Raw genomic sequence first — 25,234 nt, 5'->3', positions numbered from 1 at the left:
AGAACGGCCGGCTTTGCGGTTGTTAGCCGGCTTTGCGGTTGCTTATCATGCCGTTGACGCGTCCGATTTCAATTTCGAGTTTTGAGGTAAAAGGAGTGTACACGCCGGGGTTTGCCATTATCATTGCCGCTACATACGGAATGAGTTTTTCGTTGATGATTGCGATGAGCTGTTTTTTTACGGAAGAGGCGCTTTCGCTTTTAACGCTTGAGGCGGCAACGTACGCATCGTTCGCCTTGTTAAAAGCGTCCTGTGCCTGCCTGATCTGCACGAGGATTTGCGGAATTCCGTCTAAAGCGGAAACGGAGCCGGAAAGTTTTTCCGCCCCGAAATCTTCAAGCAGGCTTTCTATCAGGGACGATTCGGTTGCGTAGTTTGCGGTCGCGGCGGCTTTTCCGTATTTTGCAAAAATCGGCTTCAGAATCTGCGCGGCGTCTTTTTTTGCCGGAACGGGAATCGCAGCGTACCCGTCGAGCAGCGTGCCGAGGCTGCGGATTGCTTCGTCACGCACGGTGTCCGCCTCGTCAAGGCGGCTGAACACTTTGTCTTGTTTGATTGCCGTCGTAAGGTCTGCCGAAATTTTTTCGATTTCCGACATTACGTCTTTTAAGAAAACGTCCTCCGCCAAGTTTTCATCCGATTTGTACAGTCGGACAAGAACGTCGCTTACGGTGTCCACTTCCGAAACGCGCGCCCGTGAAATAAGTTTAGTCATACAGTCTCTCCCATTTTGACTTTTTAAGTGCTTCCGCAATGTAAGTGAGGAAGCACCGTTGATAAAAAAGTTTGCAACGCAAACTTATAAAAAATAAAAACCGACGATATTGCAGGCGGTTTTTATCTTATATTCCTTTAAGAACATATCAAAAGTCTGCAACGCACCGTTTAAAAACCGCGCCAAGCTGCCTAAAAAAATATTCCGCGCCTTCAAAACGGGCCGCGGCACGCTGCGGAATAATTCCGCGAGGCAAAAACACGCCAAGTTGCCCTGCGGAATAATTCCGCGAGGCAAAATCATGCCAAGTTGCCCTGCGGAATAATTCCACGAGGCAAAATCATGCCAAGTTGCCCTGCGGAACACCGTGCACCACAGCTTTACAGGCTGCGCACCACGCGGAAGCCCAAGTTATTATCGGCAAAGGTATGATCGGCGATGCCATAAGCGGTGCCCTTAGTCCGACAGGAAACGGCGCAATTGTACGCGCTGCCGAGACAGCTGCCGCCACGTATGACTGATGATGTGTGCAGGATTCTGCGTGCCGAGCAGTTTACACCGGACAATCTTACTTTTTGCATATATTTAGTATCACATGGTTTTTTGCATATTGCAAGCAAAATTCCTGCGCGGTCCAGAGGCTTGCATCATCACAGGCTGACAGCCCCCGCGGACACCAAATAAAAGGGCGCATTTTGCGCGCTTTACAAGCGCACAAAACCGGGCTTTCTGGAGTAGTCCTCGCTCGGCTCCGCCTCGCTGTGGTCTACTCCTGCCAATCCCTTGCGCAGTACGCTCACACGCGGGCACTTTACACAGTAGCAGTGCCACTTGCAGCGAACGCTCCTGACATAACACCGCTTTGGAAATTATTCCGCATTAAGATAATTAGTATTTGAAGTTGCAGTTACGAAATTGTAAGTTCCTTCAGTTTCGCAATATATTTGTCCATAACTCTGATTATTACGAGACTCTCTATCATCTTTTGTGTTACCGGTAATCACCGTTTCCGTATCTGTTGTTACAATCCCTGCTGCTTCAATATAAATTGCAGGTCCACGAGCGTATTGCTCTGAAGATAATTTATTATTTTTTATTTGAGTTTCGTTATTTGAACTGTCTTTGGAAATACTCAATATTCCTGCGCAATAGAAAGCTCCGCCCTTACATACAGAAGAGTCTGCGGTATTACCAATCTCATTCTCCGAATAAGTTCCTCCGGTTACCTTGATTGTAGCACCGAAAGCGACTGCGATTATTGCCCCATTATTACCAGTTCCTGTATTTGATGAAAAAGTGCTTTTATCGATTGTTAACACGCCCCCGCTTCCGCTGTAATAAATAATTTGACCGATATAACCTTGACTAGCTGAATCAAATGTATTATTTGAAACCGTACATTCTTCTATTACATTCTCTGTATTTTCAGAAGATGAGGTCAACAACAGACCTGAATTATCAGACGAATTACTTAATGTATTGTCGGTAACTTTGCACTTTGAAAGTGAGAGTTTTACAGAATCTTGCGTATAAATAAGATTTTTTACAGTATTACGGGTAATTTCAACGTTCGAAATACGTAGCGTTGAAGAACCAGCGGCATATGCCAAGAATCCGGTTGCATTGCCTCCGGTTGAACCGTCAGCAGCAGTAAAAGTTCCGCCGTTGTATGTTACAGAACTTGTACCAGTTGCATAAATACAGCCGCCTGTTATTGTTCCGCCTGCTATATTACCTGTAAAATCTACATTCGTTAGATTTGCTGTTCCGCCGCTTATATTTAGGCAAGCTCCTGCGACATTACTAGCACTTGTATTACCTTTTATTTCAACATTATTCGCTGTAAACGTGCCCCCGCTTACAGTAAGCAAAGAAGAAGAAGTATTTGAACTTGTTATAACAGGCTTGGTAGTTACATCCCCCATACTGGAAAATTCAAGAGTATTCCCAGAAGCAATTGTTATAGGCGGTGTTGTTAGTGTTACTCCATCTGCACACTTTATAATTGTATCACTTGAAATTGAAACGCTATCATCTGAAATTGTTGTTGATTCAAAAATGTAATTGCGAGTTGAAAGCTCAGAAGCAGATAGAGAACTGCCCGTTATTTTTTTACAAATATATCCGGCATCATCAATTATATAATTTGTATCTGAAGTACTGAATTTTAAGACTTCTTCTGCAAGCAAAACGCCGTCCGCCGCAATAACCTGCGGGTTAGTCGTACAGTCTTCCGGCGTAATCGTGGCAACCGGCGCGGTTCCGGTGAGCACACCGGTAACAGTAATCGTCTTGCCGCTCACCAGATACACGTCGTTATCCGAATCAACGACGGCCGAGCCGCTCATATTGAAAGTACCGTTATTGTACACACCGCCGCCATATCCTGCTGAAGAACCTTCTGCCGTATTACCGGAAATTGTTCCGCCGCTCATGGTTACGCTGCCATTAAAAATGTACAGCCCGCCGCCTTGACCAGCCGGGCCAGCCGTTAGAACTTTGCAGTTTTGTATTGTGCAGCCGGTAAGCGTAAGCGTTCCTGCGCTGTAGATGCCGCCGCCAGCTCTAACGGACGTGCAGTTCCGGACTTTTGATTTATCAAGGGTCAACGTGCCGCTTTTTGCGTAAATGCCGCCGCCGTCAAGATTAGTTCTGCTCGTGTTAAGCGTTCCGTTTTGAATGACGCAGTTTGTAAGCGTACAGCCTGTGCCGCCCATGTCAATGCAGGCACCGTTTCCGTCGTTTTCAACATTAGAGCCGTCAATCGTTATGTCCATCATATTGAGCGTGGCGTTTTCTTCAACCAGTATCACGCTCATGTTGTTGTCGTCCTCGCCTGTACCGCGCGCAATTGTTGCGTTCGGGTTTATTTCGCTTCCTGCCACAGCAGGAACGAAGCTTTTTATCGTTACCGTTACGACCGGTTGTCCATTACCATCCCCGATTACAATCTGCGCCGTTTCCGTCGTCGTGCCGTCAACGTAAATCGTATACGCCGTGTCATACGCTATGCATTTTGCGGCTGCGGCGGCGACGGTTTTAAGCGGCGCCCCGGCGGAAAGTCCTGAATTCGTGTCTTTTCCCTCGTCAGCCAATCTTAAAGGATTATCACCGCATACGTAATAAATCGTTCCGGTGTTACAGTTAACTGACAAAGTTTCTTCTTCCGAGCCGCTCGCTGCATACCATTTGTCTGTCGTAAGTCCGGGGAATACGGATATTGTCTGCGTAACATAATCCGTTGCAACGAGGTTTGTACCGTCCGAAAATTCCAGTGCCAACGAGTATGTTCCGGCAGCAACTTCGGAAGCTGATAATGTCAGGACTGTACCTGAAAGACTTGCGTCAAGCGATAAAGGAGCGTCGTCCATTTTGTTAGCACATTTCAAAGTAATATTGTCTTTGTTTTCGATTTCAGCAGATAAATCATCTGAAAGTAAAATTTTCAGACTGATAGAACCTTTCGCAGTGTCTTTGTATGTTCCGTTCAGGGAAACGTTTACGGCTGCGGCAGCCGTTTTGCTGCCTGCAGCTACAGTGAAAGTTCCGCTGCCGCTTACCAGACAGTCGGCACTGTGTGACGAACCGTTGTAACCGGAGGAAAATCCGTAAAGCGTAATCGTTCCGTTCCAGCCGGCTGTCTGCAGGGGAAACAGGAATACGGGAGAAGCCGTGGCGGTATCGCCTGCTGAATTTTTAAGATACACAGGATCGCCGCTTGTTCCGGCTGCCGAACAGTATGTGCCGCTTGTCTCGTTGTGAATGACGGCATAGTAGAACAGCTGCGGCAGGGCGGAAGGGTATGCGGAGCGCGCATACGATGCGTTTACGTTCAGAGAGCACATTCCGTCTGCTGTCTGCGCAGCTTCCGCCTGCGCAGCGGAGAATATGTTTGTGCATGAGGCTGAAAGCAGCAGCGCAGCTGCCGACATTGCAGCAAAAACGCTCCGGTAAAATAGCTTCTTTTTCATGTACTTGTCTCCTCTAATCACTTGAGCTGATTTGCAGGCCGCAGCTGCCTGAATACGTTTTGCTTCTTATAGTCGCTTCCACGTATACTTGATAAGAACCTGCTGGCAGCCAGTCCGGCAGCTTGATTGAAGGCAGGCCATCTGTTGCCGTCGCCGTACATCCGGTTATAGCCCCCAGTGAAGCTCCGTTCTGGTACAATGTAAGTGTTGCACTTGAAGGATTCGGAACTTCTGCGCCGCCCGAAGCGGTAAGAGTCATCGTTATCGTCGTTGTTCCGGCTTTTGCGGTGCTAGCCGGGTCCTGCCTTATGCCGAGTTTATACTCTATTCCGTCTAAAGTTATAGTTCCGGCAACGCCCGCTTTTGCAATTTTTCCGGTTGTACCGCCCGGAGCTATCATATACAGTCTGCTTATGCCGTCTGCTGCCGATTCTGCCGAAAGGGCAGTAAGCGAAAAACGATTGCACATTGCCCATGTTGCAGTTGAATCGAAATTCAGGATTTCAGCACCCGCACTGTCGTTTCCGCTGCCGTACGTTATTGCGGCCGAGCCGGTGAAATTATCGTTAACGGTAATCTTGTCAGAAGCGGTTGTACCTACATAAATATAATTGCCGCCTGCTACACAGGCAGTGCCTGACATGTTAAATGAACCGCCTGAACAATTACTACGCCGTATACCGGGAGCTATTTTAGAACCATTAGCAGTATTCTCTTTTATCGTTCCGCCTGTAAAATTGAACGTACAAGCACCGGCCTCGTTATCCATCGTTACAGCGGCACATTGCGCACTATCACTTGTTTCATTTCCGCTTATTTCTCCGGCAGACATGGTGAATGTTCCGGTTTTTATCCGGACACCGCCGCACCAGTTGTCTGCAGAATTCCCCGTAATTTTACAGGCATCACCGGCCATTGTGAATGTTCCGCCGCCGTCAATAATTACACCGCCGCCGGAGCCTGCTCTGTTTGCTTTTATCACTCCGTCCGTTATCGTGCAAGTTCCGCCGGAAACGCAAATACCGCCGCCGTCGCCGTCCCAATCGCCGCCTGTAAGCGTAAGGTTTTTCAGCGCGACGCCGATTGAAGGCAAACCGCCGCCGGACGCACCCGCAACGTTCATGACACGCCGTTTGTTGCCGGCTGACGCGGCGGCGTCGATCGTCCTGTTTTTGGCAGTTCCGTTTTCATCCACGCCTTGAACCGTCAGTTCGATTCCGCCGCTAAAATCGGAAAGGCTCACTTCAACGGCGGCCGCACCGGACGGATAGGTTACATCGGAAAGCATATTGATTGTTGAAATCGCGTCGGCCGGAGTATATTTTTTAATCATGCTTACCGCGTCCTGCAGCGTCGCCAAAGGTTCCGCCGCAGTTCCGTATTCACGCGAGCCGGGAATATCGGCATTCACATAAACGCGATTTGCCGTTACAACTATGTCGGAAACCGTTTTTACATTGCTGTCCACGAACGTCGCTTTTTGTGCATAAGCTTCCAGTCTGTATTTGCCCGAAGCCAGAGCCGCAACCGCGGTTCCTTTGCCGCTTCCTGAAACGTACGGTTCGTAACCGCCGTCTGCATCGTTCCATCTTGTAATCGTGTAAAACGCCGTTGCGTCCGAAGTGTCCGAACCGCTTCCACCTGAGCCGGAAACGGCAGGTACCGTTACGGAAACCGTCATCACGTCGCCGCCGCCGTCTTGGGCATAAACTGCCGAGTCGGAAAGAACGCTGTCCGACGCATAACTTTTTATGCTCACGTCGCCGAGCTGAACAGCCTTTGAAGAAATCTGCGCGGACGTTGAAAGGTTTCCGTCGGAAACCGTAACAGTGTACACGATGTTGTCCGTGCTTACGGGATCTCCGGTGTAATAGTAGACTGACTGCGCAGAAGCTGTATCGCCGCTTGCCGCAAAAGAGCCGCCCATGGAGCTTATGAACGATGCGAGGTTTGCCGGCTTGTTCGCCGAAATGTCCAGACCGGAGGCAAACGAAATTGCACCGTTCGTGTTTACAACGTCAAACGATTTCACGTTTCCCGAACCGTTGCTTATCGTAACGGTTTTAATATCTCTTTGTATACCGGACGACATGTCCTCGGTTCCCGGCATATTGAAGCAAAGCAGATATTGATTGTAGTGTTCGTCTGCCTCCACGGAATCAACGACGACGAGCGTATTTTTGGGCGATGACGGCGGCGTGTTGCACCTGAGCGTCAGCGAATAAGTTTCAAAAGAGCGCCCGGACTGCGGCTCGTACAGGGAAACTACGGGATTCAAATCTTTTCCGCAATCGTTCAGCACGAGGAATTCTTTTTTCATCACAAGCCGGATTGTAGTCAAATCCGGCAAAAGGCTTATCGAACAGTCCGACTCGTTCCATCCCGTACCGCCGTCCACGTAGACAACTGAATCAGCAAACGAAACTCCCGGCGTAAGTTTGTAAAGCTGCGGATTTCTGAGCGAAAACGTTACGGTGCAGTCGTCTTCCGACGGAACGGAAAGCATCCCGCCGCTGTCCGTCGAATAGCTTTTGCCGTAGGCGTAATCTACAACGGCCGCCGTGTTCGTGTATTCTTCAAAATATTCTTTTATCGGCACGTTCCACATGTCGCACGATGAAAACAAACTCATTGCGAGCGCGAAAAAGATTTTCTTTGCAACCGAAGTGCTGTTTTTCATATCAGAACTGCCATCCTATTGAAACGGAGGGAACAAACATACCCAACTGCATATCGGGTACGAACGCCATAATATACTCCGCACAGATATCCGCGTACAAACGTTTGGTAAAATATATCTGTGCAGCCAAGGCTGCGTCGGCAGAAAGCACGACGCTGTTCAAAGGTTCGCTGTTTATGTTGTTTTGGAAATGAAACGCGTAGTTGCAAAAATATGCCGCACCCGCGCCGCCGTGAAGTTCAAGCACAAAACGCCTTTTGAAAAGCGGCAGCTGATAGACGAAATTCGCGTTGGCGCAAAGAAAGTTTCCCTCTATCGAATAGGTGTCGTATTCCGCGTCCATCCTTGCGGCGAATGCGCTCACGCCCAAACCGAAATATCCGTATCTGTGTTTTGAAAACATGAACGAAGCCCGCGCGGCGGCGCTCACCGGCCAAAGGTTTTTTCCCATGTAATCAGGAAGCGTCCGATCGTACAAAATCATCGGGCAAGCGTAACCGAGCGAAACGTCAAAGTCCGTTACTTTTTTGTATTTGATTTTAACGGGGCCCGCGCCGGCGGAAAGTCCGCCGGGATTCATAACCGCCAGATCGTAAGTCCCGACGTCCAGCTTTTTGATATCGAATTGAAGCGAAACTTTTTTATTGCCGTCGTCATGTTCTTTTATATCCGCGGTATAAGAATCCTTGTCGCGGTTCATTTTTTGCAGGGAATACATGCTTTCTTCCAAAAGGTTTTTCCCCGAAGCGTAAAACACGCCGTCGTTTTGTTCATCAAGATAAACCGTCGACGGGCTAATGGAATTCACTTCCGGCTGGTACGCTTTTATAACGTCAAAGTAATACCAGTCCGATATGATTTCAGGTTTGTCGAGCAAATTGTAGACTGTCAGGTTGTAACGGTAACTGCCGGAGGAAAGCGTTATCTCCACGAAACTTTCTTCGGTTTTTACAACCGGCAAGATTTCAAAACCGTCTTCCGTGATTTCGTTTTCAGACTGTTTTTTCGATTTCTGATTTTTTGCGGCGGCGTCGTCCGAGAGTTTCTTTTCAATCTGCACTTCATAGCGGAGAATGTCTTTCACCGGCTGCCAGCTGAGCCGCTGCACGATTTCTTCGTTGCCGTCATCGTTCGCACGGATATAATAATTTTTCGGCTCGGAAATTTCCTCTGAAAAAGCTATCGTCAGGGAGATGAGGAAAACAATTGCAAAGCATGATTTTTTATTTCCCATAGAGTTTTCCCACGTCGTTCAAAAGCGGCTTGTCCAGCTTCGGCAAATCCACGGTGAATTTCGCCTGCACGGGAATTCCCTCCTGCAATATCGTGTCGTCCTGCATTCTCCTCTCGGCTTCCACCGACCAAGTGAACGTACCGCGGTCAAGGACGGCCAGGTCTTCAAGCGTGTACGCCGTGCCGGCGTTTATCCTGTGCTCCAAAAGCCCGTTTCCGGCTGAGTCCGCTATCCTGAAAATATAGTCGCTCGCATTTTTTACCGCCGTCCAAGTAAATTCGATTTTCCGGGACTGCCTTATGTACTCGGCGTTGTAAACCGTCCTGTCGGCCGGAGTCTGCAAGACCGCAGCGGGCAGCGGCGTTACGGGCAGAACCGTAAACTCAAAATCTTTCACTGCGGAAACGTCGAGGTCGTCGTAAGTTTCGGCGGTCACCGTCCAACGGTAGTCGCCGGAATGCAGGCGGTCAAGCTGTATTGTCTTATCCGGATTTTTTATGCTCATCACGGTTCGTTCTTCTTTGCCGTCAATGCGTGTCAAAATGAATTCGGAAAGCTTCGTAGCTTCAACGGAATTCCAAACGGCTTTTTCCGGATTGAGGATGGCCTGAACGCCGTCAAACTGAGTTTTATGTGCAGGCGACACGAGCGTAACCGGCTTCAATTTTTTCATCTGAAAAACGCTTTCGCCGAGCAAACCGGTCCGCCTTGAAGACATTTCCGTTTCTGCGGCGAACGACTGCACTGTCCAACGGTACGCACCCTCGTCCATTGCCGCCATGTCGATTTTAATTGAAGTGCCGTCTATAAATCCGCGCTCGTACACCGGAGTTTCTGCGCCGTCCTTGAAAAGCTGCACTTTGTAATATCCCGCGCCGGAAACTTCCGACCATTGGAACTCGTAAGGTGTTTCCGGTCTGATTACGGCGCGCGTCTTGTCTGCCGGACTTTGGCAGACGGGGGCTTGGAGCGAACCCAAAACGGAAAACGTTTTTACCGTGGAAGAAAGCTGCATCAAATCGGTGTCCGCAATTATCCGCCAGTAGTAGGTTCCCTCGGCAAAATTCTGGCCGCTCAACGCGGTGGCTTTCAAAACATTATCGTAAACGTTGTGTGTAAAATCCGCGTTCCCGGAAATCTGTATTCGCGTGTCGAACGGAATGTTCGTTTTCCACGTAAAGCGTACGTCCTGCACTCGCCCTGAATCTACGGCGTATCCGTCGGGCGGAAAGACCGTCCGCTGAATCATGTCGCCGTCAACGGCAAGGAAGGCGCGCGCTTTTGAAACTTGCGAAACGTTTCCCTCCGTGTCCACCTGCGCCACGCCCCAATACCATTTGCCGTTGCTCAGCAATTTCACCGTGTTTTCAGAAATATAGTAATTGTCGCCCACGTCGACTTTTACGGCCGGCGCGCTTAAATCTTCATTGCCGGAAATAAACAGCTTGTACCCGGCGGCCTCTTCCTCGGACTTCCAGGAAAATCCTGCCGAAGCGCCGTTTTTCGTATTTACAAAACCGTTTTCCGGAGGGCGAAGCGGCGTCGGCGGCGGAAAGTCGGCGCGCTGCTTTATTGTAAAAGAATTCACTGAGGACGGAGATTTCAGCCCGATTCTGTTGATCGTGTAGTACGGCGTTACCTGCCAATACCATTTGCCCGCGCCCAAAGAGGACACGATGCTCGACGGAAGCGCCGACATCTGCTCGACCACAGGATTTTTCAGTTCCTTGTTGTCGGCGATTACGAACTTGTACGATGTGGCGAACGCGCTTTCCGTCCACAAAAACCGCACCGGCGGCTTTTGCGTGCGGTAGCTGTAAGTGTAGTCCACCACCGGCGCAATGAGGGTTGGCGGCAAGGATTTTATTACGGTAATCTTTCCGTTTTTACTTTCCCCGGTATGGGGGGGGGCAGTCATGCGCCAGTACCATACGCCGTCGTTCAGTTCCACGGAAACGCTTCCCGCATCCGTAACGGAAACGCTTTTTTCTATCGTCTCGAACGTGTGGACGGAAGAAATCTCAAGCAGAACTTCAGTATGCTCAGGCGTGTTGTGCAGCTTCCAAACGAATTCCTGCACCGCAGGTTCCGCGCCGTGCTTTAAAATTTTGACATTGGGGCTTGGCGAAACGACGGACAAAGCCGGAGCTGCTGAAGTTTCGCCGGCAGATGAAACGTTCAACGCATCGCCGGCAGAAACCGCCTGCCGGGCGCCCTTCGAGTCGGACAAAACGGCTGTGCCGGAAGTTACTTGCAGCGAAATGTTATCCGCCGAAGCCGCCGCGTTCATCGTAGAGCCGGATTCGATCTGCACCGAAACGCCGCCGGTCAGAAGTTTCACGCCATTTTCACCCGATGAAGAATCCACCGAAACGCCACCCTCGTCCAAAACCGCGTTCAGTCCGTCGTCGCGCAGAAAAACCTGCGCCATCGTGTTTTCATAAAGCTGCATGACGTTGCCATCGGAAAACCAGATTGTGGCTTCCGAAAGCGGCGCGGTTCTGATTGTGTCGCCGTTGTACACCGAAGAACTTTGGCGCAGCCTGTCCCACACAACTCTGTCCATGAATTTACGCTGGGCGGTTTTGTACTTGAACGTGATTGTGGCGATCGGCGTTTCGCCCAGTCTGAACAAAGCCTGATTGAAGCTCTTGAGAAACAAAAAGCCGTTCAAACAGGCGGCAGCGAAACAGACTAAATTGACGAATACGAACAAAAAGGAAAGCCGGTTATTTTTGAATGTCGTATTTTTGTTCTTCTTCATCAAGATTTACCTTTTTATAATCGGGGGTTGGAATGCCGAGCTTTCCGCGGATTTCGTCCATCGTTTTTGGACCGTCGTCTCCGCAGCCCGGAATGTCCGTGCAGCCAATCATGTTTATAACTGCAAACATTCGGCAAGCTCCTTCCTTGCCTTTAACCGTTACAGAAGGCATTTCTTCCACCAGAACTTCGTCTTTTACCAGTTCCCACGTGTTTTCCGTGATGAGGATATCCGTTCCAAGCGGCTTGTTAAGTGCTTCCGTCCTTGACGCAAAGTTCACCGCGTCTCCGATGACGGTGTATTCCATTTTCTGCTTTGAACCGATCTGCCCCGCAATCACCGGGCCGCTGTTTATGCCGCAGCCGATTTTGATGATCGGTTTTTTGTCGCCACCGCGATCTTCGTTGAATTCCATAAGGCTGTGCCTCATGCGCAGGGCTGCCCTAACGCACCGCCGGGCTTCGTTTTTCGGATCACCTGAATTCAGCGGCGCGCCCCAAACCGCCATGATTGCGTCGCCCTCGAATTTGTCCACCGTGCCGCCTTCGGCAACAACGCATTCCACCATGCGTCCCATGTACACATTTAAAAAGCCGACCACTTCTTCAGGGGAAAGTTTGTCGCTTATGGCAGTAAACCCGCGTATGTCGCTGAAAAAAATCGTGCAGTTTTTGCGCTCGCCGCCAATCGTTATTTCACCGCGCGCCGCGCGCTCCGCCACTTCTCTGTTCGTAAATCGCCCGAAAGTGTCTTTTAAGCGTTCGCGTTCGGCAAGCCCTTTGCCCATCTTCACAAAGCTCTGCGTAAGCACACCGATTTCGTCGTGGCTTTTCGGCTTCAAATTTATCTCGTAATTTCCGTCCTCTATCTGCTCCGAAGCGAGCGTAAGAATTTTGAGCGGCTTGGACAACGAGCGCGAATAAAAAAGGATTATTATAGTGGAAATGCACAAAACTATGATTGTCAGATACAAATTGTTCCGCGTTGTGCGCCGCACTCCTTCAAGAATCACATCATAAGGTGCGGTGGTGAGAACGCCGATATCTCCCACGGAAAGTTTCTGGTATGCGCCGAAATATTTTTTGCCGTCCGCGTCATTGAAGATGATTTGCCTGTTTTCGTCGTTGTTTTTGCGCATCTGTTCGATAAGCGGCATTTTGCTGAAATTCGCTTGAAAAAAGAATCATGCAAGTCTGGCTGCGCCCGCTTTCCTTCCACGGATACAAAAGCGCAACTACCGGAAGTCCGAAAACAGGGGCGGCGTTCAGCGCAAGAATTTCCCCGCCGCAAGACCTTGCCACGGCCTCCGCGTTCGACCGGACGAAATCGTTCACAATCTCGCTGTCCAATTCGTTTGAAATGAAAAATTTTATGTTAGTCATCCGCAAATCGGAAAGCGACGGCGTTTTCAGGCTGTTTTCCGACAGCAGCGCGATGGACGCAATCTGCTGGTTTCGCTCGAAGAAAAAGACCTCGGCCTGTTTGGAAAGCGATGCAAAGCTTCCGGCCGCGTTCACCAAATCAAGCAGCTGAAAAACGTTGGAGCGCACCGTCTGAAACTCGCTTTCCGCCGTGCTTGCAGAACGCGAATTTATTGTAAGATTGTTGTCCTCGGCGGTTATTCGCACGTCCTGTGTAACGAAATAACTCACAATCGCCGTGATTGTACCTAACGAAACCAGCACAATCGCAGTAATCATGATTACAAGCTTTACCCCGATAGGATATTTCACTTTAAAATCATCAAACTTTTTACTTTTATTCATCAAGGAATCTCCTTTTTTGAAATTCTAACACATAAAAAAATTATGTCAAGGAATATTGATAATTATAGAAAATAAAATCGCAGTTTTCCGATCTTTTTTGCGTTTACAAAAAAAGGCTGTCCAAGAAGCGTATGAAACGACTTCTCGGACAGCCCCTCGGGTAATTGAAAGACCGGTAAAACGGGCGGCGTAAAACGTGCTGTGTAAGCGAGCCGCCCGCGTATAAACGGACTATTTGAGCAGGTTGTTTTCCTTCGCGTAAGCGATACCGGAATCTTCCCATGCTTTACCGCCCATTTTGTCGAATTCGGCAACCCAGGCGTCCCAATTCGCTTTGGTCAGCGTGCGTTTGCCGGTCAGGAACTCGACGACGCCCTGTTCGTAGAAACGTTTCAGGTCGGCGTTCGGGTTCGGCAGCGTATCCGCAGAAATGGTGGCCGTCCACGGCTTCGACTGCATCTGGCGCAGAACTTTCAGCGCACTCATTTCCTTACCGGACGTGGGGGCCTTGTAAGTGGGATAGCGCGCGGCAAGTTCGATGTCGCTGTTATAGTATACCATGTTGCGCAGCTGGGTCAGCGGCTGCATTTCGGGTTTGGAGAACGCTTTCGCCGGATCGGCAAGGCCTTCTATCGTCGGAACGCCGTCCGCACCTTTGATATAGTTGACGCCTTCAACGCCCCATCCGAGCAGATAGTAACCTTCGTCCGAAGACATCCATTCAAGCAGTTTTGCGATGGCGGGCATTTTTCCCGCTTTCGCCGCTTTTGCGGAAACCGCGTACATACGGTAGCCGACGGTATAGTTACCGACCGATTTCTGACCGTTCGTGTTCGCCGGCGGATCGATTACGATCCATTCGCCGTTCGGGAAGTTTTTGTCGAACGGTGCGTAGTTCGATTCGGAAGCGAACGCGGCGTTCTGCTCGCGCATGATGCCGAATTTTCCCTGTTTCCAAGCGGCGCGGAAATCGTCTTTCTTATACGCCAGCCAGTTCGGGTCGATCACTTTTTCATCGATCATTCTCTTGATGTACACCATCGCGTCGTAATAACCGGCTTTGCGGACATTCAGTCCGGCATCCGACGCTTTCATCGACCAGGTACCGGGAACGCCGAACGCACCGAAGAACGGGTTGAACCGGCGGCCGAGGCCTTCTTCCAGCGTGTTGATTTCAAGGAACGCACCGAAACCGTACGTATCGTCTTTGCCGTTTCCGTCGGGGTCGTTGAACGTGAACGCTTTCATGACGTTCAGATAATCTTCAAGCGTAACGGGAACTGTAAGTCCCAATTTGTCAAGCCAGTCTTTGCGGATCAGCACGCCTTCGTTTTTGGCGATGGCGCCGGGCTGTGCAAGCGCGTAGGATTTTCCGTTGATCGTCGTAAACGTCCGAGAATCTTCGTCGTACAGTTTTGACGTACGATCGGGCATCATCGCGTACATTTCGTCAACCGGCGCGAGCAGGCCGTTCTTTACCAAGTTGGGATACGTTTCGCGGCGAACCATGAACAAGTCGGGCAGACTGTTCGCAGCGCCCGCGGCGTTGACTTTAACGTCCTGATCGGATTCGTTCGACGGAAGCGCGGTCAGTTTCAGCTCGATTCCGAGTTTGTCTTTAATGATCTGAAATCCAGCCCAATCGGCGGGAGGCGGTCCGGCTTCGGTAACGGCAGCGCCGTACCACAATTCGATCGTAACAGGGCCGTTTGCACCGGAATCTTTCGTTCCGTTTGCAAAAACGGGCAGCATAAGTCCGCACATCAGCAGTACGGCAATAACTTTAACAAGCTGTTTCATTGTTCCTCCTTAAGATTATGAAACGCAACGTGATATTTCAGCGCGGAACCGTATTTGAAATCGGCCCCGCACGCTACACCCGATATTAACCCTTGACGGAACCGAGCATGGTTCCTTTGGTAAAATATTTCTGGATAAACGGATACGCAATGACCATCGGAATGGCGGACATGAATACGGACGCCGCTTTGATAGCCTGAACCGAAGCCTCGCCGAACGCGTTCACTTCAACGAACTCGTTCATGCCGCTCGCCATCAGGATATTGCGGAGCAGAATCGGCAGCGGGTTCAAATTGTTGTCGTTCAAATACAGCATCGCGTGAAAGAAGTCGTTCCAGAACGAAACGCCGTAATACAAACCGATCGTCATGATGATCGGCTTGGAAAGCGGCAGAATGATCATCAAAAGTACTTTCCATTCGGCGCATCCGTCGATACGGGCGGATTCCTTCAATTCATCGGGAATACCTTCAAAAAAGCCTTTCATGATCAGACAATTGTACGTTGAAAGCGCACCCGGCAGAAAAATCGCCGAAAGGTGATTCGTAAGCCCCATACCCGTAATGACCAAGTACGTCGGAATCATACCGATGTTGAACAGATACGGAATCAGAACGAACACGTTCAGGAACTTGCGTCCGGGCAGCGTTTTGATCGACAGACAATATGCCATCGGAATGGTCAGGAACAGTGCGGTAATAACACCGCCGACGAGGATTTTCAGACTGTTGGCGAACGCCAGCAAAAATCCGTCGTTGCCCAGCAGCGCCTTGTACGCGGCGGTAGACCATTTCCACGGCGCAAGGAACATCGCTTCCAGATTCGTACCCAAAAAGTGATTGGGCCGGAATGACGTCGTTATCGTACTCCACAGCGGGATCGCAACGACGACGAATATCAGAACCAAAAAGGCGTCCAATCCGAAATAGAATATTTTATCGGCAGTTCCCAGCCGAACGGATATCGCCGATTCTTTTGTTTTTGCCATTTTCACACCGCCTTAGAATAATGATGAATCAGAAATACGGGCAACCAATTTGTTGGACACGTAAATCAGTGTCATACCGATAATACCCTTAAAAATACCGACTGCGGTTGCGAGCGCGAACTGGAACTCGAGCAGACCCTGCCGGTACACCCACGTGTCGATGATATCCGCAACGCTGTATACCGGAATCGAATACAACATGAACATCTGGTTAAAACCTGCGTCCAGAATCGTACCCAACCGAAGCAATACGACCGTTACGATAACCGGACGGATCGAAGGCAGCGTGATGTACCAAACGCGCTGGACGGCAGTCGCGCCTTCCACCATGGCCGCTTCAAACAGGGACGGATCGATCGCCATCAGCGCGGCGATAAAGATGATCGCCGACCAACCCATTTCCTTCCACGCGTCGGAAAGGATTACAATCCAAGGAAACGAGTGCGTGTTCGTCAGGAAATCAACCGGCTGTCCGCCGAAAAACTTGATAATATCGTTGAGGATACCGTCGCCGGGGGCCAACAGAACGAGCAAAATACCGTACATGATAACCCAGGACAAAAAGTGCGGCAGATACGTCAGCGTCTGAACCACTTTGCGCAGGATCGGGCGGGTGCATTCGTACAGCGTCACTGCAAGAATGATCGACAAAGGTACGGAGATAAGCAGCTTACCGAAACTGTAAAAAACGGTGTTTCTCAGCAGTTCCCAAAAATAAAACGAATTGAAGAAATCTACGAAATTCTTGAATCCGACCCATTTACTGCCCCACACGCCGTCGAGGGGAGAAAAATCCTTAAACGCAATCTGACCGTTCCAAATCGGAAAATATTTGAAAATAATGTAGTACACGACCGGAATGATCAGCAACGCGTAAACCGAAAGATGTCTTTGAATGTCTTTTTTCAAATTCCGTTTCGGTGCAGCAATTTGTTTGTCCATAACCTAACCTCATATTCAGATTACCGCATTTCCACGGTAAAATGCATGTAAATTATTGGACAATTCCGACATTACGGCATACTTTTTCGCTCGGCGAACGCCGCTGGACGGCACAGCCGCTTCGGCGGCGCACTAAACGGATGCCGCAGCCGCTTCGGCGGCGCGCGTTATTGTTTGGTTCGGATTTTTCCCGGCGGAATTCCGTATATCTTTTTGAACACGCGGCAAAAATACGCCTGATCCTGAAACCCGGTTTTCTCCGCGATTTCGTAAATCGTCGCGTTCGTTTCCAAAAGCATTTTCGTCGCCAGATGAATCCGGTACCGATTCAAGTATTCCCACAGGGAAAGTCCGATCTCCTTATGGAAAATGCGCGTCAGATAATCCTCACTGACGCACACCGCGTCGGCAAGCTTCCATCGGACTATCTGGGACGCGGCGTGCCGGTTCAAATACAGTATGGCGTTTTTGACCAGCGCGCCCGTATGCGGCGGCAGGATTTCGATTCCGGCGAGGATATCGTGAACACGCTTTGCAAATTGTTCCGATTCGGCCGCGCCTTGGTTGCACAAAATGATTTTTGGGTACGCACACAGCATTTTTACCGTTTCTTCCGATTCGATGGAATCGGGCAGCACCGCAATCGGCGTCAGAACCGTTTTGGATATCTGCCTGATCCGTTTTATATCCGCTTCTTCGGCGTTTTCAAAAACGATCAGCGCGGGCGTAATTTCTGCCAGAATGCGGTCGAGTTCGTTTATCGAACCGATCGATATGCTGTTCACGTCCGTGGCCCACAGCGGATAGCGCGTTTTGGCCGTACCGATGAACAGAATCGGTTCTATTTTTTCCGTCCGGATTTTGCTTTCAAGCACTTCCATAAACGATTTTCCGGCGAATTCTTTTCCGTAACACGCGACGGGCGCGCGGAATACGTTCGCGTCGTTACGCAGACTGTACAGCCGCACCCAATTCTGCATCGGCGTCGCATCCGGCAGCAGGGCGAGCAGGAACGGCCGCACCTCCTCCGCGCCCGGCACCACTTCCGAGTCGAACGGATACGCGCTCAAATCCGGCAGCACGCGCGGCGCGGCGGTGAAATCGGAAACCGTACACACGCATTCGGGACTTTCATGCATTTTAAGCGGCGGAAGCCCGGCAAGATTCGGATACGGAAACACGACGGTACACGCCGCGCCGCTTTTAATCACCCGGCCGAAATGCAGCGCGATGATTTTTTCCGCCAGCAGATACACCGGATACGACCAATCGCCGAACACCGAATCGTCGGCGTACGTAAAACGCAGCGACAAGCCCGACGCCTCGGCGCAAATCTGCACCGGCGCCGCGCTCTTTTCCGCAATGACGCGCAGCGCTTTTTCTATCTGTTCCCTGTCGCCGAATATCAGCGGATACGGAACGTCCGTCGCGGGCTTGACGTCTTCCGGCAGAATATCCGGTACGTATACGAGCGTTTTGTCCATCGGCAGATCGTTCACCTGCGAACGCGTCAAATCGACCAGCACGGACATTTCCCGCAACTGCGCTGCCACTTGCGCTTTTATGAACAGCAGCTGTTCGCCGATTATATCCGTCGCTTCCGGGTGAGCCGCAAGCGTAAGTCCTATCTGATCGAGTTTATCTTCGATTTCGTTCAGCGGATCGCACAGCCCGCTTCCCACGTTCGCAAAAAATTCCGTCTTTGCAAATTCCGCCGATTCGGCTATCTGCCTGGCCTTCGCCGTCTGCTCGAACAGGAAAATACCCTGAAGCGCACTGCTGATTGCCGCACGCAGATCTTCGTACACGCCGCCGTCGTAAAACGCGATATTCGTCAGCAGATACCCGATCGGCTGATTTTCAATGAACAGCGGCTGCACCATAAAACAGCCTTCCTTATAGTACCGGCCGATATCCGGCGGAAACAGCAACTGAGACGGAAACACGTCCGGCGACTCGTGCAACTGGGAAACGGTGCGGCAATAGCCGGAACCGGTCCAGGATTCGGGTCTGCCGTCGGGAGCGAATCCGCCCATATAAGAAGATAAATCGTCGTCTTCATACAATACGATCGACATCGTGTGTACGCCGATTTGCGGCAGCAGCTCCTTCAAAATGGAAAGCAGTTCTTTACGGGAGTGTGCGCGCAGAAGTTCGCATTTGAGCCGATTCAGGATATCAATCAGCTGCATGGATTCGTATTTTTTTGCGGAAAAGATGCGGTTCTGAATTTTCGGAATGGAAAAAAGCATATATTCGTGCATTTCCATAAAATACGATTCCGGTACGAGTTTTGCCCGCCGAATTAAATCGCCGATCGCCGGCAAAACGGAAAGATCGCCGTCGCTTTTCAAATAATAGAACAATATCTGATCCAAAAGCGCTTCACATTGTACCCGCGCTTTTTGGGAGAACGCGGCGACGGCTTTTTCAATCAGTCCCGGCAGTATCGGATGCGACGAAGTTATTAAAGCGCAGATACGCGATGCGAGCGTCTGCACGGAATACGACGCGTGTTCCGGGCCTTTTGGCGCGTAACACCGCGCCTCCGGCGCAGGTTCCTGCATATCAGCCTCATGTCCCTGCATATCCGGCGCGTCCGCGCGGAATATGAACGGTTCGCTTCGGTTGCATCCGCACGATTCGCGGATAATAACCGGCGCTTCGATTTTTTCATCGGAAATAGGCGCCGCAGGATTTTCAAGCACGGACGTAATCATCCGGTACGCCGTCCGCGCCAGATCCGTATACGGCATGTGCACCGTGGAAAACGGGCATGAAGCGATGAGGCTTTCCGCCGAATCGTTGAATCCGCCCGTACGGAAATGCTGCGGCACGGAAAATCCCTGCCGCTCGAAATACCTGACGGCTGCAAAAACCAGCATGTCGCTGGAACCGATCAGCGTGTCGAAATCTTTTCCCGGAATCAGCCTGCGTTCGGCAAAAAGCTGCGCCGCCGCGCTTTCTCCCATTCCCCAGGGAAACGGAGACGTTATCAGCGTGTCGTCGAGCGTAAGTCCGCTTTCCGTTACCGCGTCGCAAAAGCCGGTAAACCGTTCCGCGGCGGACATGTGATTTTCGGGTCCGCGGATAAACGCCAGGCGCTCGGCTCCGTGCTCGCGGATAAAATGGAGCGTCAGATTTTTCATTCCCGTATACGCGTCAAAATTGGCGAACGCGTGTCCGTCTATTTTCTGCCCGATCGTTACGAACGGAAGCGGTTCCAGCCGGTGATGAAATTGAATGATTTCTTCTATAGATACGAATCCGCCGATGGAGGAACTCCAGCTTATCAGACCGTCCAGATTTTCCTTATTGGCAAGAGCGTAGACGCCGTTGCGCAGATATTCGGAATCCCTGCGCGAATTGAGCCGGCCGCCGGAAAACACGAAAAACGGATTTCCGCTCGACTCGGCTTCACCGGCAAGTTCCGTCCACAATTTCAGCGAAGATCCGGTGTGTACGGTGGCAAGTGTCAGCCCGATCCGTTTTGCAGTATTTTTCATAAACGATACCTCCTGCTCTTATCAGTTTACCTTGACAGTTCAAAATTGACAAGCTATAATTTTGAAACAATGTTTTAAAAACGGAGATTATATGTCGTTTTTATACAAAAATTCGGCATTAAGCGCAATACCTCCGTTCGCATTATTGCACTAGTATGTTTCTCAGGAGGCTTACATAATGAAAGCTATACATGAAGTAAAACAGACAGTCGCGCGCCCTGAAAAAGTGCTCCAGTTTGGAGAAGGAAATTTTCTGCGCGCATTCGTCGACTGGCAAATCGATATTGCGAATGAAAAAAGCGGATTCAACGGAAACGTCGTACTGGTGCAGCCGCTTGCCGGCGGCATGGCCGCTATGATCAACGACCAAAAGGGACTGTACACCACCGTTCTGCGCGGGATTCAGGACGGTAAACAGGTGTGCGATATGCGCGTCGTTACTTCGGTCAGCCGCTGCCTGAACGCGTACGAAGATTTCGGCAGCTACATTGCGTACGCCGCCAGTGCGGAGCTGCGCTTTATCGTATCGAACACGACGGAAGCCGGCATTTCGTACGCGGAAGGCTGTAAGCTCGACGACGAGCCTCCGGCGTCTTTTCCGGCAAAAGTAACCCAGTTCCTGTACCGCCGGTATCAGGCGTTCAAAGGTGACCTGTCCAAAGGCCTCGTCGTCATTCCCTGCGAACTGATCGACCGTAACGGGGAAAAGCTGTACGAACTCGTTCTCAAATACAGCACAGAATGGCAGCTGGAACGGGAGTTCATCACCTGGCTTGAAAAAGCCTGTACGTTCTGCTGCAGTCTCGTAGACCGCGTCGTTCCCGGTTATCCGCGCACCGAAGCGGAGCAGCTGTGCGAACAGCTCGGATATAAAGACAACCTGCTCGACGCGGCCGAAATTTTTCACTTGTGGGTAATCGAAACGAAGGGAAACATCGAAGCGCTCAAAAAGGAATTCCCGCTGGAACAGGCCGGACTGAACGTTGTCTGGACGAACGACATGACGTTCTACCGCACCCGCAAAGTACGCATTCTGAACGGTACGCACACGATGTTCGTTCCCGCCGCGTTCCAGTTCGGACTGGATACCGTCGAACAGAGTCTCAAAAACGAAACCGTTTATAAGTTCATCAAAAAAGGACTCTTTGAAGAAATCATTCCGTCCATGGACGGCGACAAAGACGCGCTCACCGCGTACGCTGCCGACGTGCTGGAACGCTTTGCGAATCCGTGCATCCGGCACATGCTGCTGGACATTACGCTCAATTCAACGTCAAAGTTCAAGACACGCGATCTGCCGTCTGTCACCGGATTTATTGCCAAAACCGGTAAAACTCCACGAACACTTGCGTTTTCCCTGGCAGCGCTTATCGCGTTCTATAACGGAAAAGACGTAAAAGACCGCGCCATGACCGGCACGCGCAACGGAACGCCCTATCTGATTAAGGACGACGAATCGGTACTGCGGTTTTTTGAAGATCTGTACGCGAAAACCGCTTGTGCAAAAGAGATTGCGGACGCCGTTCTGTCAAATACGGAATGGTGGGCCGAAGATTTGACGAAATATACGGAATTCGCCCAATCTGTTACCGAATATTTAACAGTTATACGTGAAAAAGGTATGACAGAAGCGCTTACCGCGTTCGTAAACGCATAAGCGGCCGCCGCTGCCGCAAAAGGAAAGACCATGAGTTCTACAAAAAACTGTATCCGCATACATCCGCACGACAGCGTTGCGGTGGCGCTCGTACCGCTTGCAAAAGGAACCGTCGTCACGATTCCGGCGGCGGCGGACGACCGCGAAACGCTCACCGTAACAGTCGCCGACGATATTCCTGCCGGTCATAAATTCGCGCTCAAAGCGATCGCCGCGGGCGAACCCGTCATAAAATACGGCTACCCGATTGGCGCCGCCAGCCGGGATATTGCCGCCGGAAATCACGTTCACACGCACAATGTAAAAACGCTGCTTGCCGAATCGGCCGCGTACACGTACGACGAAGAACGCGCCCGTGCCGCTTCCGCTGCCTGGAAAGCGGATACGGCGGCGCTCGGCGCGCACGTTCCGACCGTGAACGCGTACCGGCGTGCCGACGGTAAAATCGGTATCAGAAACGAAATCTGGATCGTTCCCACCGTCGGCTGCGTCAACAAAATAGCCGAATCGCTCGCCCAATGGGGAAACGGAGAATTCTGCGGCGGCAAGCCCGGGCCCGCCGAGCGCGGCGGCATCGAGGGCGTCTTTGCCTGGACGCATCCGTACGGTTGCTCTCAAATGGGCGAAGATCACGAAAAAACGCGCACGATCCTCGCGGATTTGGTGCGTCATCCCAACGCGGGCGCCGTACTGGTGCTCGGTCTCGGCTGTGAAAACAACACGGTTGCCCAATTCAAACAGACTATCGGCGATTACGATGAAAATCGCGTAAAATTCCTGATTGCGCAGGAATCCGCCGACGAAATCGCCGACGGACAGGCAGTCTTGAAGGAACTGGCGCGCTTTGCCGGACAATACGAGCGTGAACCGGTACCGGCGAGCGAACTGGTCGTCGGTATGAAGTGCGGCGGTTCGGACGGTCTTTCCGGTATTACGGCGAACGCGCTCGTCGGGCGCGCGTGCGACGCATTGAGTGCCGTCGGCGCGTCGGTTATGCTGACCGAAGTTCCCGAAATGTTCGGTGCCGAACGGATACTCATGGATCGCTGTGAAAACCGCGCCGTTTTTGACGAAACGGTTCGGCTCATAAACGGATTTAAAGATTATTACGTACGCCACGGACAAGTCGTGTACGAAAACCCGTCGCCCGGAAACAAAGCCGGCGGCATTACCACGCTTGAAGACAAATCGCTCGGCTGCGTCCAAAAAGGCGGTAAAGCTCCCGTACGCGGCGTACTGCGGTACGGTGAGCAAATCGCGAAAAAAGGGCTCAATCTGCTTGAAGGGCCGGGCAACGACATCGTTTCCACAACCGCGATGACCGCAGCGGGCGCGCATTTGATTCTGTTTACCACCGGACGCGGCACGCCGCTGGGCGCGCCCGTGCCCACCGTGAAGATTGCGACGAATCACCCGCTTGCCGCCGGCAAACCGGGCTGGATCGATTTCGACGCGGCCGCGCTGCTCGACGGAAACGCCGACGCCGTGCGCGACGAACTGCTCGAACTGATATACGATATTGCGTCGGGTAAAATCCGTACTAAAAACGAAACGAACGGATACCGGGAAATTGCCATATTCAAAGAAGGAGTTACGTTATGAAACGATTTATGGATGCGGATTTTCTGCTTGAAACCGAAACGGCGCGGAAACTGTTCCGCGAAGCCGCGGCCGATCAGCCCATTTGGGATTTTCACTGCCACCTGATACCCGCCCAAATCGCCGCGAATAAGAAATTCGCACATATTACCGAAATCTGGCTCGGCGGCGATCATTACAAATGGCGGCAGATGAGGACGTACGGCATCGATGAAAAATACATCACCGGGGACGCCGATCCGTACGATAAATTTTTGGCCTGGGCGGAAACGGTCGAACACCTGATCGGAAATCCGCTGTACCACTGGACGCATTTGGAACTGCAACGGTACTTCGGTATTTACGAACCGCTGACGCGTAAAAGCGCGCCGGCAATCTGGAAAAAGGCGAACGAACTGCTCGCAACCGACGAACTTTCCGTAAAAGGTATTTTTGAAAAAATGAACGTCTATGCCGTCGGCACTACCGACGATCCGATCGATACGCTCGAATATCACGAACAGATCGCGTCGGGAACTGCTCCCATCGGCAAAATTTCCACGAAAGTCCTTCCGTCGTTCCGTCCGGACAAAGCGATCAACATCGGAAAACCGGATTTCGCGCACTATATCGAAAAACTTGCCGCAGCGAGCGGAGTCGCTATCAATTCGGTAGACGCGGTTGTTGCCGCGTTGGTAAACCGTCTCGATTTTTTTATCCAGCACGGCTGCCGTGCTTCGGATCACGCGCTCGACTACGTACCGTTCGCCATTGAAGGCGACGCGAACAAGGCGTTTCACGACGCGATGCGCGGCCAGCCGGTTTCAAAGGCGGACGCGGATACCTACAAAACGGCCGTGCTCGCCCGTATGGCCGAAGCCTACGCGAAACGCGGTATCGTCATGCAGTATCACATCGCGGCCATTCGCGACAACAACGGCGCCATGTACAAAAAACTCGGCCCCGACACCGGTTACGACGCGGTTCACGACCATCAGGTCAGCGAAAATCTCGCCGGCCTGCTGAACTATATTGAATCCGCCGGCGGACTCCCCAAAACCGTACTGTACACGCTCAATCCCAAAGATTACTATCCGCTAGGCACGCTGATCGGCTGTTATCAGGGCGGCGGCATCCGCGGAAAAATCCAGCTCGGTTCGGCCTGGTGGTTCTGCGACCACAAAGACGGTATGGAACAGCAGATGAAAGTACTCGGAAATCTGGGTATGCTCAGCGCGTTCGTCGGTATGCTGACCGACAGCCGCAGTTTTCTGTCGTATCCGCGCCACGAATACTTTCGCCGCATTCTGTGCAATATCGTCGGTACGTGGGTGGAAAACGGCGAATATCCGGCCGATGAAGACACGCTGAAAGGGATCGTTTCCGGCGTTTCCTTTACCAACGCGCTCGCCTATTTCGGAAAATAACGGCCGCTCGGATAGACGCGCGCAACTTTCCGCTGAACGCGAGCCGCTCGGATAAACGCGCGCAACTTTCCACTGAACGCGAGCCGCTCGGACAAACGCACGTATCGTATACATCGTTCCGACGGAACGGGGACGGGACACTCCTCCTCCTTCACCGTCCGCGTTTCGGTTCAGATAATCGCATATATCTATTGTCCATTTAAAAA

12 protein-coding genes and 1 pseudogene are annotated in these 25,234 nt (G+C 51.3%); 3 read left to right on the top strand and 10 right to left on the bottom strand.

Features of this window, described 5'->3' with window-relative positions:
* Positions 1 to 22: 22 nt before the first annotated feature.
* The 10 genes and pseudogenes from TREBR_RS00150 to TREBR_RS00100 form a co-directional block, all read right to left on the bottom strand.
* Positions 23 to 715, bottom strand: coding sequence for a DUF6261 family protein (locus tag TREBR_RS00150; RefSeq protein WP_013757209.1), 693 nt, complete (start codon positions 713 to 715; stop codon positions 23 to 25).
* Between the two features lie 869 nt (positions 716 to 1,584).
* Positions 1,585 to 4,686: a right-handed parallel beta-helix repeat-containing protein gene (locus tag TREBR_RS00140; RefSeq protein ID WP_013757207.1), complete on the bottom strand. Its 3,102-nt coding sequence runs from the start codon at positions 4,684 to 4,686 to the stop codon at positions 1,585 to 1,587.
* A 13-nt stretch (positions 4,687 to 4,699) separates the two neighbouring features.
* Positions 4,700 to 7,366, bottom strand: a complete 2,667-nt coding sequence (locus tag TREBR_RS00135; RefSeq protein WP_013757206.1) for a hypothetical protein — start codon at positions 7,364 to 7,366, stop codon at positions 4,700 to 4,702.
* A 1-nt stretch (position 7,367) separates the two neighbouring features.
* The gene (locus tag TREBR_RS00130; RefSeq protein ID WP_013757205.1) at positions 7,368 to 8,600 is read right to left on the bottom strand and encodes a hypothetical protein; all 1,233 of its coding nucleotides are present in this window, start codon (positions 8,598 to 8,600) and stop codon (positions 7,368 to 7,370) included.
* Complete coding sequence (locus TREBR_RS00125) at positions 8,590 to 11,364, bottom strand: FecR domain-containing protein (protein ID WP_013757204.1); 2,775 nt, start codon at positions 11,362 to 11,364, stop codon at positions 8,590 to 8,592. Before TREBR_RS00125 ends, TREBR_RS00130 begins: the two co-directional genes overlap by 11 nt.
* Positions 11,330 to 13,130, bottom strand: a pseudogene (locus TREBR_RS00120) (adenylate/guanylate cyclase domain-containing protein). Before TREBR_RS00120 ends, TREBR_RS00125 begins: the two are co-directional and overlap by 35 nt.
* Before the next feature lie 231 nt (positions 13,131 to 13,361).
* Positions 13,362 to 14,930 (bottom strand): extracellular solute-binding protein, encoded by a 1,569-nt coding sequence (locus TREBR_RS00115; protein WP_013757203.1) that lies wholly within the window; start codon positions 14,928 to 14,930, stop codon positions 13,362 to 13,364.
* An 85-nt stretch (positions 14,931 to 15,015) separates the two neighbouring features.
* Positions 15,016 to 15,918 (bottom strand): carbohydrate ABC transporter permease, encoded by a 903-nt coding sequence (locus tag TREBR_RS00110; RefSeq protein ID WP_013757202.1) that lies wholly within the window; start codon positions 15,916 to 15,918, stop codon positions 15,016 to 15,018.
* A 12-nt stretch (positions 15,919 to 15,930) separates the two neighbouring features.
* A complete protein-coding gene (locus TREBR_RS00105; RefSeq protein ID WP_013757201.1) occupies positions 15,931 to 16,860 on the bottom strand; it encodes an ABC transporter permease in 930 nt (309 codons plus the stop codon).
* Positions 16,861 to 17,027: 167 nt separating this feature from the next.
* Entirely contained in the window at positions 17,028 to 20,366 is a 3,339-nt protein-coding gene (locus tag TREBR_RS00100; protein WP_013757200.1) for a helix-turn-helix domain-containing protein, read from the bottom strand.
* A 178-nt stretch (positions 20,367 to 20,544) separates the two neighbouring features.
* Between TREBR_RS00100 and TREBR_RS00095 the strand changes: the two genes are divergently transcribed.
* From TREBR_RS00095 to uxaC, 3 genes are read left to right on the top strand one after another with little or no spacing between them, the layout of a single operon-like run.
* Positions 20,545 to 22,023, top strand: a complete 1,479-nt coding sequence (locus tag TREBR_RS00095; protein WP_013757199.1) for a tagaturonate reductase — start codon at positions 20,545 to 20,547, stop codon at positions 22,021 to 22,023.
* A gap of 30 nt (positions 22,024 to 22,053) precedes the next feature.
* Positions 22,054 to 23,625, top strand: a complete 1,572-nt coding sequence (locus TREBR_RS00090; RefSeq protein ID WP_013757198.1) for a UxaA family hydrolase — start codon at positions 22,054 to 22,056, stop codon at positions 23,623 to 23,625.
* On the top strand, positions 23,622 to 25,028 hold the full coding sequence (gene uxaC / locus TREBR_RS00085; protein ID WP_013757197.1) for a glucuronate isomerase: 1,407 nt from the start codon (positions 23,622 to 23,624) through the stop codon (positions 25,026 to 25,028). The genes TREBR_RS00090 and uxaC overlap by 4 nt, the downstream gene beginning before the upstream one ends.
* Positions 25,029 to 25,234: the final 206 nt, after the last annotated feature.

The organism is Treponema brennaborense DSM 12168, from assembly GCF_000212415.1.
GTDB lineage: Bacteria > Spirochaetota > Spirochaetia > Treponematales > Treponemataceae > Treponema_F > Treponema_F brennaborense.
This window is presented reverse-complemented; position numbering and strand designations above follow the sequence as displayed.

Bases quoted from the DNA above. Each gene is read 5' to 3' on its own strand.
- TREBR_RS00090 (WP_013757198.1), top strand. From the start codon at position 22,054: ATGAGTTCTACAAAAAACTGTATCCGCATACATCCGCACGACAGCGTT.
- TREBR_RS00110 (WP_013757202.1), bottom strand. From the start codon at position 15,918: ATGGCAAAAACAAAAGAATCGGCGATATCCGTTCGGCTGGGAACTGCC.
- TREBR_RS00125 (WP_013757204.1), bottom strand. From the start codon at position 11,364: ATGAAGAAGAACAAAAATACGACATTCAAAAATAACCGGCTTTCCTTT.
- TREBR_RS00150 (WP_013757209.1), bottom strand. From the start codon at position 715: ATGACTAAACTTATTTCACGGGCGCGCGTTTCGGAAGTGGACACCGTA.
- TREBR_RS00105 (WP_013757201.1), bottom strand. From the start codon at position 16,860: ATGGACAAACAAATTGCTGCACCGAAACGGAATTTGAAAAAAGACATT.
- TREBR_RS00130 (WP_013757205.1), bottom strand. From the start codon at position 8,600: ATGGGAAATAAAAAATCATGCTTTGCAATTGTTTTCCTCATCTCCCTG.
- TREBR_RS00100 (WP_013757200.1), bottom strand. From the start codon at position 20,366: ATGAAAAATACTGCAAAACGGATCGGGCTGACACTTGCCACCGTACAC.
- TREBR_RS00095 (WP_013757199.1), top strand. From the start codon at position 20,545: ATGAAAGCTATACATGAAGTAAAACAGACAGTCGCGCGCCCTGAAAAA.
- TREBR_RS00135 (WP_013757206.1), bottom strand. From the start codon at position 7,366: ATGAAAAACAGCACTTCGGTTGCAAAGAAAATCTTTTTCGCGCTCGCA.
- uxaC (WP_013757197.1), top strand. From the start codon at position 23,622: ATGAAACGATTTATGGATGCGGATTTTCTGCTTGAAACCGAAACGGCG.
- TREBR_RS00140 (WP_013757207.1), bottom strand. From the start codon at position 4,686: ATGAAAAAGAAGCTATTTTACCGGAGCGTTTTTGCTGCAATGTCGGCA.
- TREBR_RS00115 (WP_013757203.1), bottom strand. From the start codon at position 14,930: ATGAAACAGCTTGTTAAAGTTATTGCCGTACTGCTGATGTGCGGACTT.